Here is a 14,741-nt window from a genome sequence, read left to right on the forward strand (position 1 = left end):
TATTCGGTATCTTTACCGTTAACTGTGGTTCCAACAGTTACGTTAGTTCCTGCTTTAACTGAACTAGTTTTTTGACCACTTTGGATATCTGTATCAGAAATTGAAGCATTAACCAAGTATTCGGTATCTTTACCGTTAACTGTGGTTCCAACAGTTACGTTAGTTCCTGCTTTAACTGAACTAGTTTTTTGATTACCTGTTACAAGAGTACTTTTATTTTCCCAGATTGGCTCTCCACTAGTATTAGTTACTAAAACTTGATCACTCCCAGCATCAGCAATTTTAGCTGTAGTAACTGCATTATCAGCAATTTTAGCTGTAGTCACCGCACCATCGAAAAGCTTCACAGTAGTTACTGCTCCTGATTTAATATTTGCGGTTACATCTTTTAGTAAAGCTACGTTAGCATCTGAAGACAAATCTAGATCTGTAGAGCTAAGCGCCTTACCATCAGTGAATTCTAATATACTTTGCGTCTTTGGTACCCATTTATTTGCTGTTACATCGTAAGTAAGTACTTGTTTATCTGCTGGAGTACCTTCTAAAACCTCTATTCCTTGAATAGCAACTACAGTATTATCATTTAATGCTCCTGTAACATCTCCTTCTAGTAGTTCTTGTGTTGGGTCAACTGACACAGTATAGGTATGTAGTTTTCCATCACCACTAGCAGCATATCCTACATCTATACCAGTACCTTCAACAACTTTAGTTACAATCTGACCATTTTGAATGTCTATATCAGGAGTGAAACTAGCTGAAGAAATAGTGTACACAGTATGTTTACCATCAGGTGAAGTTGTAGGGGCTACAGTTATGTTTACTCCTGCTGCTACAGTGGTAGTTTTTTGAGCTGCTTGAATAGCAGCATCAGAAACTGAAACGGTATAAGAAGCTTCATTACCTGCAATATTCTCTATAACCTGTACATTAGTTCCTTCAACTACCTTAGTAGTGTGATCAATACTTGCTAAATTAATTTTATTAGATTCAATACCATTCACACTGGTCGTTAAATTATTACCATCTAAAGTGTGTTCAACCTCAGCAATAATAACAGCAGATTTATCAACTCCATTAATAGTTGAAGTCATATTGTTTCCAGCACTAGATAGATTATGGATAATCTCTGGTGAAATAACCGTTTTATTTACCCACTCTAGCTCCCCATTATTGTTAGTTATCAAAACAGTATTAGCACTACCTGGATTAATCTGCGTAATGTTTAATTTACCCCCGATTAAACTTAAATCATAATTGGCTTGATTAATAGAAAGGGTTACATCTTTTAAAACAGATTCACCTCCGTTAGTTACTGTTAGTAAGTTATTAGCCGATTGTAAAAGTTTGCTCTCAATATTATCCTGAGATAATTTCTGGTATTTTACACTACCGTCAGCTTGGACAACTCCAACCATGGTATTTTGTGCAGGGGTAGCACCTAACTTATCTTCAGTTACAGCTCTACCTTGAAGCATTTCGGTAGATATTTTATCTACCAAACTTACTGAAGATTGTATTGCGTTTACCTTTGATACTAAAGAAGAATTATCTAAAGTTAAAGAGTTTGTAGTAAGCACATCTATAGCGGACCAAACAATATCACCATTCTGATCTACAATTAAGATATCTCCCTTATTCCCTTTAAAAAGTTGATTTAGGTTTAAAATTCCTCCTATATTTTGTAAACTCAATTTACTTTCATCAATATCTAAGTTTACTTCTTTTAATACAGAACCTTCTCCATTGGTAACTACAATCTTGTTATTTCCTTTTAGATCTTGACCTTGCATTACAGCCCCTAAATCTACACTAAGAACTCCCTCTTGATCTACCAATAAACCACTTCCTGGTTTAACCACCCCTAGAGAGCTAGCCGTTGCAGGTTTTACCTCTAAAGTATAGGTTAAAGTATTACCATTAACATTGCTTTGGACAGTAATGTTTTTAGAAGCATTAGCATCAATTCTTGTTTTCTCCTGAGTGTCTTGTACAATTTGGGTTAAATCAAAGTCAAATACCTGTTCATTCTCGTCAGTAAAATTTAAAATTCGAGTGGTAGGATTATAAAAAAGGCGTGTAATACTTTGATGGTCTTTCACAAAAGTTTTTAAGATATTATACAAGTCTAAGTCTAGTTTTCCATGGATAATATCTACTAAATCCCCACTAACATTGATCTTTGTTTGAAGGTCTTTTTCATTGGTGTAGGTATATTTTCCAGGTCCATCTTTAACTAAAGTGGTAACTGTCTCTGCATTTTTGACAAATCCTTTCAAGTCAATAGTAGTAGAATCTCCATTCTCATCATAAAATATGATGGTATTATCGTTTAGATTCTGAACGATTTTTGTTACCGATTCAAAAGCCTTGACAGCACTTTTAATATCTACACTGACTAAATTATTACTTTCATTTTTGTAAGTTAAAATACCTGTAGTGCTATCATAGTCTAAGATAGTGATGAAGTCATCACTTGAAAAAAGTAAAGTTGTCTGGTTTTTAGACTTATCGATATAATATAATTTATTATCATCATACAGAACATTCCCCTGGGTGTTTCTAATAATATTTTCAATTAGATTCGTTACATGAACATCCTGAGAAATTTCTTCAAAGTTGTCGATAACCACCTGAGGAATGTCTTCTGTAATTAGAAGTCTATTCCATTTATTATTCTCCCAATAATAATACCCTGGGCTTAATACATCTGTTGAATTAGTGTTATACACAAGTAGACTTTCTATATTTCCAGCCTTAATTGTTACAGCATCCGTCAAGTCCTTTAAAGCGATATTTGGAATTAATAATCCTCTTTCGGAGGATATTACAGCAAGTTCTGCGGATTTATTTGGAACAAGGGTTCCAACACCAACTTGCGCATAAAGGGAAAAAGCTCCCATTAAGCATGCTACTGATAGTAATTTCTTATTCATAGTTAGTAAGTAGTTAGATGTTTTTCCATTAATACGGAACACAGTAATGCGCATTGTCTTTTACTGAAACAAATGTTGATAATTTCGCTACAACTTATGTTTCAAAAAATTGGCATTAGGGTATTTACAACCAAAAAAGGGTCATAAAACAACAGCTATAAAACCAGGCCTTTAGCCGATTAACTAATTAATAATCAGACTCCTAATTTTTCAAAACACTATACTAAATAGGATAATTTAAACTACCTGCGAAATTGATAAAAACTAAACTAACAACTACTCTATTTTACTAGGTAACACTATACTTTTAAACATCAAAAATTAACATATCAAAACGTATAATACTATTAAATACAAAAAAAAACACAAATTATCAATTTTAAGACCCATAATAAGCTATTCCAAAAAGGTACTTTAAGTTAAAATTTTAACATTTTAATCCGGTTTAAAGCTACTTTTTAGAAGAGTTAACTATTAAAATACTTTCTTAAGCTATAAAATATAGAACTACACCTTTTTTAAAGCCTAAAGGTCAAATACATAACTTGTCCTTTGTTTATTTAAAGCGGATTAAAGGCCAGAAGTATAATGCTCTAATAAGATAGTCGTAGATCTTTAGAATATACCTTAAACAGTAGCTAAAATAACTTGTAACGCTTCTTTTAACAGGGCTAGTTTTCTAGTTACTATATATATTCAAAAACATAGTTGTTTAAAACAAGAAAGGCTTGTAAAGATGTTTCTCTACAAGCCTAATGTATTTTAAATTAATCTTCTACTCCTTTTATAGGAGATCATCAATTTTCTTTTGTGGTCGCTTAAAAACGCCAAGCTAATATTCTACTTACTTTATTGCCCTGTTGCATTGGGATAATCTGGTAAGAATCGACTTTTAATCGCTTCAATAAGGACTTTAAAAAAAACAAATTATCTTTATTAGAAACTAAAGTGGTAAACCATCCTACCTGTTTGGCATAATGTCTACTCTCATAGATATAATTTTCAATAAAGCGCTTCTCACCTCCTTGACAATATAATTCATTAGAAGAACCGCTAAAATTACGATTTTCGATGTTTTTTTTATTTCCCAAATTGGCATTCTTTCTGTTTGCCTGGCTATCGTATTGCTCCTTTGAATTGAAAAAAGGAGGATTACACATAACCGCATCAAAATAGTGATTTAAGGTAATAATACCTTTTAGAATATGATTAGGATTGCTTTGTACTTTTAATTGAACCTTTTCTGCTAAATTTGGATTAGCATTTATAATTTTCTGAGCATTATCTAAAGAAGCTTTACTTATGTCAGAAGCTAAGAAACTCCAGTTATATTCTCTACATCCTATTAAAGGATAGATTATACTTGCTCCTGTCCCAATATCTAAGATGGAAATACTAGTTATCTTAGAAGGCTTCTCATATTGCTTTTTTTGTAACAGATCACTTAAATAATGAATATAATCTGCCCTGCCTGGTATAGGTGGACACAAATTTTGCTTGGGAATATCCCAATTGTTAATTTTATAATCTTTTGCAAGTATTGCCTTATTCAAGCATTTTACAGCCGAATAATTAGAAAAATCAATGGTATCTATTCCTAAAGGGTTTTTAATTATATACCCTTGGAGTTCACTTACATGATCAGCCAACTGTTTAAAATCATATAGCTCATTGTGCTTACTTCTTGGATGTAGCTTTCCTTTGGAATTTTTCAATTTTTCTCTAATTATATTTAATCTACAAAACTAGAGTAATTAAATAGCATTTATAGCTAATTAAAGTCTAAACTTTAATAAAAAATAATACTGCCTGTACTCGTACCGCACACCTCAAGCCTTTGAAAGAAACCAGTTTAAAATTCAGGTTACCTAAACAACTTGTACCTGAGATTCTCACTAAGGTTTCTATGTGTTAAAGTACGAGTATGCAGTATTTAGAAAAATAATCTCTTTTTCAAATATTATCCGCCTTTTATAGCCAATCTGGCATTTTTGCATTGCTTTGAACTAACTTCCTATCTTTAGAATTAATATCTATACTATATAAATTAGCGGAAGACTTTGCGTCATTGGAAGTATTAGTAAAAATAATATAAGCTTCATTTGGTGAAAACCTCGGATCTATATCTATTGTACCATTTGGTTTATTTCCAGAAACGGAACTAGAAGCATTTGTCTTTCTATCGTAAACGAAGATCTGACTATCAAATCTTCTATATTCTGAATTTTGCTCTCCAGAAATATCATGAGAATAAACAAGTTTTTGCCCGTTAGAAGATAGATGTAAACCTGATACTGCCCCATCTACCTTATCTAAGACACTAAATAAAAGGTTTCCATTAAAATCTACCGCATAAATAGAAGCTTGGTAACCATTAGAATTATTAGTTTTCAAAGCAATTATACTATGTGTATGATTTACGTCCATTTCAGAGATAAAAGCACCATCCTTAGTTTGATAGATTAATTCAAGTCCTTGCCCATTGGAAGAAATACGATATAGCTTATCAAAATTTGAAAAATATATTTTATCACTTTGACTAGGCCAACATATGCCTAATTCGTTCATATTGAATCCCATTGGTTTAACATCTGTAGTAACCTTAGTTAAATTAGATCCATCCCTGTTAATGGTATAAATATCTGTATTAGCACCATTATTTTGTAAAAAGGCAATTTTGTTAGCCTCATAATTTCTCCTAGGTCTATAACTATTTATATTAGAAGACGTTAAAGCAAAGTCTTCTGCTTTATCGTTTGTAGAGAAAAGTACATTATTCTCAGCGATCTTTCTGGTAAATAGAATTCTATTCTCTAAAGGAGCAGTGTATACACTAAAAGACCCCATTTCACTTTTTACTGGCTCATGTAGGGAATTATCAACAGTTATTTGCCAAAAATATTTAGCTCCAAGCTCTAACTCATCATAAGTATAAACCGAATCTTTTATTCCTTCCAAATAAATAATTTTATCTGTATTTGCATTGTGTAAAGTTAGAGTATAATTAACCTGTCCTACCTTATTTGGTTCTGAACTCCAAGAGAAATTAGCCGAAGTGCTAGTTAGAAGCTCATTATTTTTAGGAGTTTTTAAAAGTGGTACAATCGGAGGAGTCTGTTCTTCTTTTTGGTATTCCATTTCCAGTACTACATTGGATTTTCTACCGCTGTAGACCTTTGTAGGTTCAAAAATAGTTACATATCCTTTTCCTTGCCCCTTAACAGAATAATCTCCTTGTTTTACGTTAGTTAAGGTGAACTTACCATCTTCATCGGTAAAAACCGTATTCGTAAGTGGAGAAGTCTCTATTTTAATATTAGCCAATGGCTTTAGATCATCATGTGAGACTACAGTCCCCTCAATGGTACCTTCTCCAAATTCATCTTGATAGTCTTCACTACAAGAAATGCTTATAAATACAAGAGAAAGTACTACTAATAATATCTTTATATATTGTGTTTTCATGTCGTTTCAATTAAAAGTAATACCTTAATCCAATCCCAAAGTTGAAGTAGTAATCATCTCTTTTTCCACTTTTAAGGTTATCTAATTCATCATTAAAAGTGATATTTTGCTCTGCAAAACCAATGATACTTACTTTAGAGCTAGCCTTATAACTTAAGCCTAAACCATATTGAAGTTTAAAATAAGATTTAGTCTTTTTGGCTGAACTATTATGGAATAAAAAATAACCAGGGCCACCGTAAATGTATGGGGAAAGCTTATCATGGGGTAAAAGCGTAGCTCTAATATTTCCATCTAAACTATACACTTGACTGGAAAATTCATTTCCTGCTTTAAGCGAAAGAGCATTTAAGCTGATTTGCGCATCAAAAACTTGACTAATCGCTCTAGCATATGCTAACCTAAAGGAATACCCTGGTTTTTTCTTTTTAATATCTCCATCTAAAAGACTTACTCCACCGGTAAGCTCTACACTGTTTTTATCATTTAAAACATCTAGCTTGCGATCATACAACTTTGTTGACTCATCTTGCTGCTTCTCATAATTATATTCAGCAATCAAAGCCTTATCAACCTCTTCTCCAGAAGAAGTAGACCATAGGTTAGAGTCGATCCCTTCAATAATCAAACCATTCACAGCCTTTTCAATGGCCTCCTTCATCGCTAAGTGAACAGGTTCATTGGTAGTAAACCCAGTTTCAACCTCTAATAAACGCTGAAAATTAACGAACTTAAAGAGATTGGCTGAAACAGCTTGTGATAAAATTGTCTTTGATACATATACTGTTTTAAGTATCTTACCATTTGTAGTTGAAACAGCTCTTAGATACACTGTCAATCTATCCTCTCTATATTGATTAGCAGCTCCCACCCCGAAGTAACGTACCCCAGAGCCTCCTGTAATAATATTAGTATCATAGGAAATTACCCCTCCTTCTAGGAGGATTCCAGCAAAAAGTAAAGGCGGTAAATGCGCTTGTGTAGGCTCTCCGGCTTTTTTGAATTGCTCCCTTGTGGTTTGAATTATATTACGTTCATTTAAAAGATTACTTAAATTTTCCCTTTCCACAACAGTAAACCATCCACTATCCTCTAAAGCTTTAATAAGCATAGTAGTTCCTCCTTGTGAAACAGCTGTACTAAACGAGCTACCTACTTCTATGCTCTTGTACTGTCCTGTTTGATCGCGAAAATTGTAAACCCCTGCTACAATTGGTTCAGTAGGCTTGGGAAGATCTTTAAGTATTTTATATTGATTAGTTACTTCTCCTACACGAGCTCCTTTTTTTGAAAAGGGTTGATTCATATAGGCCCCGCAACCAGTTAGTGTCAACGCTAATAATATACCACTTGCAAAATATTTTCTCATATTGCTTAGTTATTTGGCATAGTTATTTGTGTAAATTCCCCTGTCACTGTATTTAACATATTAATTACAGTTCCATTTTTTGTTTCGAAAATCTCAATAGATAATGTCCCTATAGTAAAAACTCCTTCTTTTATTCCATTAGAAAAACTTTCTTCGAAGAGTTCTCTAGATAGTTGGTTCATCAATTGATTATTAATTCTTTCCTCAAAAACTTGTTGAGAATTTTTTGTTTCTTTCTCGTCTTTTTTCTCCTTAAAGCTATTTTGTGCTTGGGCAGAAGATAAGATCATTTGGTAATTAAAAGTCTCCCCACCAAAAAATGGACTAATGGGCTTATAAGATAATTGCTGGCTATAACAAAACCCTACCCATAGTAGAGTTGTTAAAAAGATTATTTTTCTCATTTTGTTTAGGTATTAAGTATTGATTAATAAATTTTTAAGCGCTTTTCCTTTTGGTTTTCAAGTGCTATATAACGTTGAACCCTAGCTAGGGCAACTTTAACCATCTCTCTAATAAAATCATATTGGCTGCGTACAAAAAATTCAAATAGTAGCTGATTGTCAGCATATACTCTCAAAATAGTACTAGAACCCATACTCCAGGTTTCTGTAATTTTGATGATCGCATTGGTTTTGATGTTAGTGGCAATAAACTGACTATAAAACAATTGGTAAAAATCCCTACCTGCTTTTGTTTTTGTTTGATCAATTACAATATTTTCTAAGTGAACTATCTTATATTCTGGAGGACTACTAACCTGGCTACTATACATAGCGAGTTGCTCACTAAATGCCTCTTTTATCCTCAAAGAATCTATTTGTTCATTTAAAGCCAAACGCTTCATCCCAACCAAATCTGAATTAGTATCATATAACAATAATAAAAGTGTAAGACTTTCCTTTTGATTTAACTCTACGTATTCTTCAAAAAGGGTTATTGTTTGGAATTCTTGTACGACAAATCTACCTTCCCTCTTTTCCAAGGCTTGATTGGCAAGCGAGTCAGAAGACTTGATAATTGAAAAGACTGCAGATAAACTTTTAGTCTGATCTGTTTTATTAAAAGCTTGAGCAGTAACTAACATATTATCCTCAAAGTATTGGATATTTAGTTCTGCTTGTATTTTTGTATTAAGTATTTGACTATAGCTAACACTTGAAAACATTATTATAAAGAGTAGTAGGCTTATTTGTCTTATAACAATGTTTTTTTTCATTTTAGTTGAAATTGTTAATAATTAAAGAGCGATTATCCCCTTGCATATGTACAGTCATCTCTTTAGTCATAGAATTTTCGCCATAAATAGAAATAGATTGGTTTGATCCCTCTTGAAATACTTCTACATTTTGACTTACATAAGGATTATTAGTATAATGTTGCATCGAGTTGTTACCTCCTTCTTGTCGCACATTTTGTTGAACCTGATATCCACTTACGTCCACATCTATATAATTACTATCTCCAACTTGTCCATAATTAGCCTCATAAGAGGTGGAGGTTATGGAAACTTGTAGTTTATTTTCGTCCCCATGTTGCATTACATTCACAGTATTATTCTGCTGCGAAGAGTTTAGAATTACTATAGGTACCTTTGTTACCGATTCTCCCATAAAGGGTTGTAGGTGAATTTGATCAATATGTACTGGATTTTGGCTATAGATTAAAGAACTAAAACCAAAAAGACAAAACGTATAAAATAATTTATTTGTTTTCATAATAATAGGTTTTAAATAAAACGTTCCTTTTCTTATAAATGAAAAGGATGAGTCAGCCTTTTAATTTGAGAGCTAACTCACCCTGTTTCATTTCAATAAACAATCAAACTTTAAAAATTAGTTTGATCCACCTTGTTGATAAACTTGAGAAGAGTTTAAATTACCAAATTGATGAGTTACACTAGAGTGTCCGTTACCAATTTGAGTGTCATAAGCGGCGTTATTGTTACCAGTTTGCATTGTATAAGATAAGTTTGCAGCCCCCTCTTGGTAAGTATCGTGCATATTCCCTGCTCCATTTTGAGTAATGAACGTTGCATTATACATACCATCTTGTTTGATGATACTAAAGTTTGACTCTCCATTTTTCTGTAAAACTTCAGCATAGTTCCCTTCTCCATACTGAGTAGTCATAGAAATACTGTGATCCGCATCGTTTTGCTCAACTAAAGCTAAGTTTTCATCACCAACTTGTACAACTGTAGCATATCCCCAATCTGTTAATTGTACGATTTCACTTCCATTGTTGTCTCCTTGTTGAATTACATCAGCTACGTTGTTATCACCGATTTGATAAAATATTGAAGCGTTTTCATCTCCATACTGTCTTGAACGAGCCCAGTTATCATCTCCTTGTTGTCCTAAGAAAGTTGAGTTAGCGTTACCCTCTTGAAAAGCATTGTTCTCGTTACCATTACCAATTTGAACAAGTTCTGCTTGGTTAAACATACCATCTTGGAATACCGTTGATTGGTTATCGTCTCCAATTTGCATAACCGAAGAATCGTTTCCAAGAAAAATTTGTTCTACATCAGCGCTATTTCCGTTACCATTTTGTCCAACATAACTATTGTTTACATAACCTGATTGACGAACTTGAGAATTGTTATCGTCACCGTACTGTTCTACTTCAGATTGGTTACCAAGTCCAGCTTGCTCCATTTGACTAGTGTTTGAGTCACCAATTTGACGAAGTTTAGCTAAGTTTTGATCACCGTATTGATCAATTGTAGAACTGTTGTTTTGTGCAAATGCAAATCCACTGAATGCAATTGCTGCTAAGCATAATACTGTTTTTTTCATAATTTTAGAAAATGATGTTAATAAAAAAAGTTTGTTAATAAGATCTCCAATTACCTCTTCTTTGTTTACTATCTCTATTATGAAAAAAAACAAATTTTACCAAAGTCTACTGTATATTTGTAAAACAATATGGCTTCTGCTTGGTCTCACTTTTCAAGTTACTGCACTCGAAGTAGTTATTGTTGACAAGGCAAAGATTCGATTAATTCGAACACCAAAACATACCCTTTTTAGGGTATTTTTCTCACTTTTTTTGGCCCTTTTTTCGCCTTTTTTCGCTCTTTTTTTTACATTATAACAATTAGATTGAGGATTATATAGTATTTTACTTATTGATTTAACTAAATATCATCTTTCAAAATACATTTACTAAGTTGCTTTAACAGTTTTTTATAAGTTTGGTATTTCTATTTTTTTTTATATGTTTGTATGTATCAGAACATTATAACATGAAAATTCAAGCCTTTTACTAACCATTAAAAACACTTTCATTATTATGACATAATAAATTTGAGCCAACCTATTTTTAAACCAAGTGATTATAATTTGTAGAAAATGCAATTACACTCGAGAAAATGATAGAATTCACCCAATCAATCTATGAAAAGGTAGACCCTAGAAATAAAACAGCGTTTACCAGTCCTGAGGTTGCTTTGGCTAGAAAAATGAAATACTATTTTTATATACAGGATTGTATATCGGATAAAGCTATTTTATCGGACTCAGCTTTTGAAAACACAACAGGACACCCACCTCGTTTTTTGAAATGGAGCCATTTTAAAAAACTAATACATGAGCAAGATCAAGACGATGTCAATAAATATCGTAAAAGAGCAACAAAATTAACCTCTAAACTTGATTATGGCGATCTCTTTAAGTATGTGATTTACTTTCATTTTAGAATACGGTGTGCCAATAAACGGTACATTCGAGTCTTAGAGAAAAGGCAAGTCATTGAAGTAACTGCAGATGGAAAAGTAAGTAAACTTTTAATACAACATCAAGTGATTCCTTCCCTACAACAAGAAATCGGTAACAATTTTAAAATATTTGATTTAACCACTAACACCTACATTAAAGATGAACATTATTTTCATCTAACAAAAAGAGAATTTGAAATATTACGTTTAATTAAAGAGGGCTATAATAGCGGAGAGATATCGGATAAATTAGTAATAAGTATACAGACCATCCAAACCCACCGCAAAAATATTTTAGCCAAATCACAATGTAATAGCTTCATAGAAGTGATTCAAAAGTATGAATCTCAAGAGGCTAAAAAAATATAAAAAATGTATAAGTTAAGTAGCGTCCCCCCTTTACTTGCATTTACTACATTTTTAATAGAAAACTAGCCACAATTTTCGTTTCCCTATTCTAACCTAGAATAGATAGTTACAGTTTTGTATTTCTTTTACAAACTGTTTTTTGTCTTTTTACTTCTAATAAAAGACATATAAAATACAAAGATCTTTTGTCTTTAACATTTTTCCATTTTAAGTAACTTATTTTTAGATAGCTGTTTTTGTGCCTATTAAAACAGAAGGACTCTTCCTATACAATGGTATTATAGCTATGTCGATTATTTTTTAAAATAAAACACCATTTATTGTATGGTTAATATTTTAATTACTACTATTTTTACAGGTCACTTTTAAAAGACACACCATGAAAGTAGGAATTGACAGTATCTCCTTTTATATACCAAGTATTCATTTGCCCATTACTACCCTAGCATTAGAGCGTAAGATTGAACCAATGAAATTAATCAAAGGTTTGGGACTTGAGAAAATGGTTTTATTAGACACTAACCAAGATGTTATTTCTATGGCTGCCAATGCAGCATACCGCCTATTACAAGACAACCCTAATTGTCCCCTTGATAAAATCGCTAAGATTTACGTGGGAAGTGAAAGCTCTTTAGACAATTCAAAACCAATTGCTTCTTATGTATTAGGATTATTAGAACAAGTTTATCCAAAAGACAGCTTTTTAAACTGTGATGCAGTAGATCATACGTTTGCTTGTATTGGAGCTGTGGATGCCATGCAGAATGCCTTAGATTTTGTACGTGCAAATCCAACTAAAAAAGCTATTGTAATTGCTACAGATCATGCAAAATATGATTTAGAATCTACGGGAGAATATACCCAAGGAGCTGGCGCTATTGCCCTATTAATCAGTAGTGATCCTAGAATGCTAAGTTTCCATGGACAAAGTGGTGTAGCTACAAAAAGTGTATTTGACTTCTTTAAGCCTTATCACAAAATATCTAAAAAAGAAATTACTCAACAAGAACAAAATACACCTTGGTTCAATATTTTAGAAGCTGAGGTTTCCGTTCATAAAGAACAACCTGTTTTTGATGGACAATATTCCAATGAGTGTTATATTGAAAGAATAAAACAAGCATATAGTAATTTCAAATCTGTCAATAATATTGACCAACAAAATTACTATAACAATTGGGAATCCATTTTAATGCATTTGCCTTATTGCTACCAAGGAAGAAGAACTTTCCAGGAAATAATACTTTTAGAGGATCCATCTTTAATAGATCAACAAGCAGAGAATGTAAATGAACAAATCAAGGCTTTCGCTAAATCAGAAAACTATTTAGAGATTGTAAAAAATAAAATTGCACCTTCTGAAATAGCTTCAGCTAAGGTTGGAAATATATATACAGGTTCTATTTTCTTAGGCTTGCTTTCTACTCTTACTTACTTTGAAAGTATCAACAAAGATATTCAAGGAAAAAACATTGGTTTTATCGCCTATGGTTCTGGTTCTAAATCCAAAGTTTTTGAAGCAACTGTAGAACAAAAATGGCAAGAAGGGCTTCCTAAAGTTTCTGTTACTCAGGCTTTGGAAGAGTCATTAGAAATTGACTTCCCTACTTATATGGCATTACACAAAAAGGAGCTTAAAGAACCAATAAATCCGCAAAAAGATCAATTCGCATTAGATTTTGTGGAAGAAGAAAATCCAAATTTAATAGGAGCTAGATACTATACCTTTATAAAATAACCTTATAAAGTCAGCTATTTCCCATAATATAAAAGCTTTAAGACTAAGTGTCTTAAAGCTTTTATATTTTATACTTGTTATATACAAGGTTATCCACTAAAAATATTAAATCCCAAGCTTAGCCTCTTGGTACCAATGGTGTTTCATTAGTCTTTTTAAAGTTGGTTGTAAAAAAACTAAAAAGAACAAAGAAGTAAAAGTATTACTTAACGTAAAAGCTATGGCTACTTGCAAAGAAGCTTGACTGCTAAAGGAAAGAGCAATGTCCTTTAAAAACCCTAAAAAGGGAAAAAGTAAAATAACTCCAATAATATTAAACATACAACTGGCAAAAGCAACTAATTTGGATAAAGAGGATAAACGCATACTCACTAACAGTGCAGTAGAGGTTGTTCCAATATTTGCCCCAATAACAATAGGAATAGCTGCATTTATATCAATGGTACCTTGACCAAGTAAAACAATCACCAAACCTACTACAACGGAACTAGACTGAACTACAATAGTAATTATTATTCCATAAATAATACCTAAAATAGGCGTTGATGCTTTTGCAAGTATAGCTATAAGATATGGGTTACTCTTTATTGGCTCCATTGCCACTGATATAAAAGATAGGCTAAAGAAAATAAAACCAAAATAAAAAATAGGCTTACCAATAACAGCTATCTTTTTGGGTATCATACTAAGGGTACTCCCTAATACAATAAAGAAAGGACCTAAAAAAGAGGAATTTAAAGATACAATCCAAGCAGTAGATGTAGTACCAATATTAGTACCTAAAAGTATCATTATACTATCTTTAAATGCAATAACCCCACTATTTACTAGGGTCACTGTCAAGGTAGAAACTAAGGTACTAGATTGTATAACTGCGGTAAAGATAGCGCCTAAGAAAAAACCACCTAAGGGTAGTTTGGTTACTTTACTAACCAATAAAGAAAGTTTATGTGTACCTATAGACTCTATCTCTCTACTAAAACTCTGTAGTCCAAAAATAAATAAAGTAATAGAACAGATAATAACAATTATAGTTTGAAAAGTTTCATACATACATTCTAGGATATTATTCTCCTTTATGGAGTTAACTATTTATACTAAAAAATTAGCATTTTATAGGCTAAAGATAGTAATTAATACAAA

General features: G+C 32.3%; 10 protein-coding genes and 1 pseudogene. 2 read left to right on the forward strand and 9 right to left on the reverse strand.

From position 1 onward, the window contains the following. The 8 genes and pseudogenes from ACYSNM_RS07245 to ACYSNM_RS07280 form a co-directional block, all read right to left on the reverse strand. Positions 1-2,936, reverse strand: a pseudogene (locus ACYSNM_RS07245) (hypothetical protein); the annotation flags it as partial. A gap of 818 nt (positions 2,937-3,754) precedes the next feature. Continuing rightward, on the reverse strand, positions 3,755-4,651 hold the full coding sequence (gene rlmF / locus ACYSNM_RS07250; RefSeq protein WP_461756278.1) for a 23S rRNA (adenine(1618)-N(6))-methyltransferase RlmF: 897 nt from the start codon (positions 4,649-4,651) through the stop codon (positions 3,755-3,757). 256 nt (positions 4,652-4,907) lie between these two features. Beyond that, entirely contained in the window at positions 4,908-6,401 is a 1,494-nt protein-coding gene (locus ACYSNM_RS07255) for a carboxypeptidase regulatory-like domain-containing protein (protein ID WP_461756279.1), read from the reverse strand. Between the two features lie 10 nt (positions 6,402-6,411). Further along, positions 6,412-7,770 carry a CsgG/HfaB family protein gene (locus ACYSNM_RS07260; RefSeq protein WP_461756280.1) on the reverse strand — a complete coding sequence of 453 codons (1,359 nt, stop codon included), beginning with the start codon at positions 7,768-7,770 and terminating at the stop codon, positions 6,412-6,414. Positions 7,771-7,775: 5 nt separating this feature from the next. Further along, positions 7,776-8,174, reverse strand: coding sequence for a curli assembly protein CsgF (locus ACYSNM_RS07265; RefSeq protein WP_461756281.1), 399 nt, complete (start codon positions 8,172-8,174; stop codon positions 7,776-7,778). Positions 8,175-8,197: 23 nt separating this feature from the next. Next, the gene (locus ACYSNM_RS07270; RefSeq protein WP_461756282.1) at positions 8,198-8,989 is read right to left on the reverse strand and encodes a CsgE family curli-type amyloid fiber assembly protein; all 792 of its coding nucleotides are present in this window, start codon (positions 8,987-8,989) and stop codon (positions 8,198-8,200) included. 1 nt (position 8,990) lies between these two features. Continuing rightward, complete coding sequence (locus ACYSNM_RS07275; protein WP_461756283.1) at positions 8,991-9,488, reverse strand: hypothetical protein; 498 nt, start codon at positions 9,486-9,488, stop codon at positions 8,991-8,993. A gap of 117 nt (positions 9,489-9,605) precedes the next feature. Continuing rightward, the gene (locus ACYSNM_RS07280) at positions 9,606-10,571 is read right to left on the reverse strand and encodes a hypothetical protein (protein WP_461756284.1); all 966 of its coding nucleotides are present in this window, start codon (positions 10,569-10,571) and stop codon (positions 9,606-9,608) included. A 575-nt stretch (positions 10,572-11,146) separates the two neighbouring features. Between ACYSNM_RS07280 and ACYSNM_RS07285 the strand changes: the two genes are divergently transcribed. Next, on the forward strand, positions 11,147-11,860 hold the full coding sequence (locus tag ACYSNM_RS07285) for a response regulator transcription factor (protein WP_461756285.1): 714 nt from the start codon (positions 11,147-11,149) through the stop codon (positions 11,858-11,860). A 379-nt stretch (positions 11,861-12,239) separates the two neighbouring features. After that, the gene (locus ACYSNM_RS07290; RefSeq protein ID WP_461756286.1) at positions 12,240-13,598 is read left to right on the forward strand and encodes a hydroxymethylglutaryl-CoA synthase family protein; all 1,359 of its coding nucleotides are present in this window, start codon (positions 12,240-12,242) and stop codon (positions 13,596-13,598) included. Between the two features lie 105 nt (positions 13,599-13,703). Here the strand turns inward: ACYSNM_RS07290 and ACYSNM_RS07295 are convergent, their stop codons facing one another. Continuing rightward, complete coding sequence (locus ACYSNM_RS07295) at positions 13,704-14,651, reverse strand: Na/Pi cotransporter family protein (RefSeq protein WP_461756287.1); 948 nt, start codon at positions 14,649-14,651, stop codon at positions 13,704-13,706. Between the last annotated feature and the right edge of the window lie 90 nt (positions 14,652-14,741).

The sequence above is a fragment of the Myroides sp. LJL116 genome (assembly GCF_054871685.1).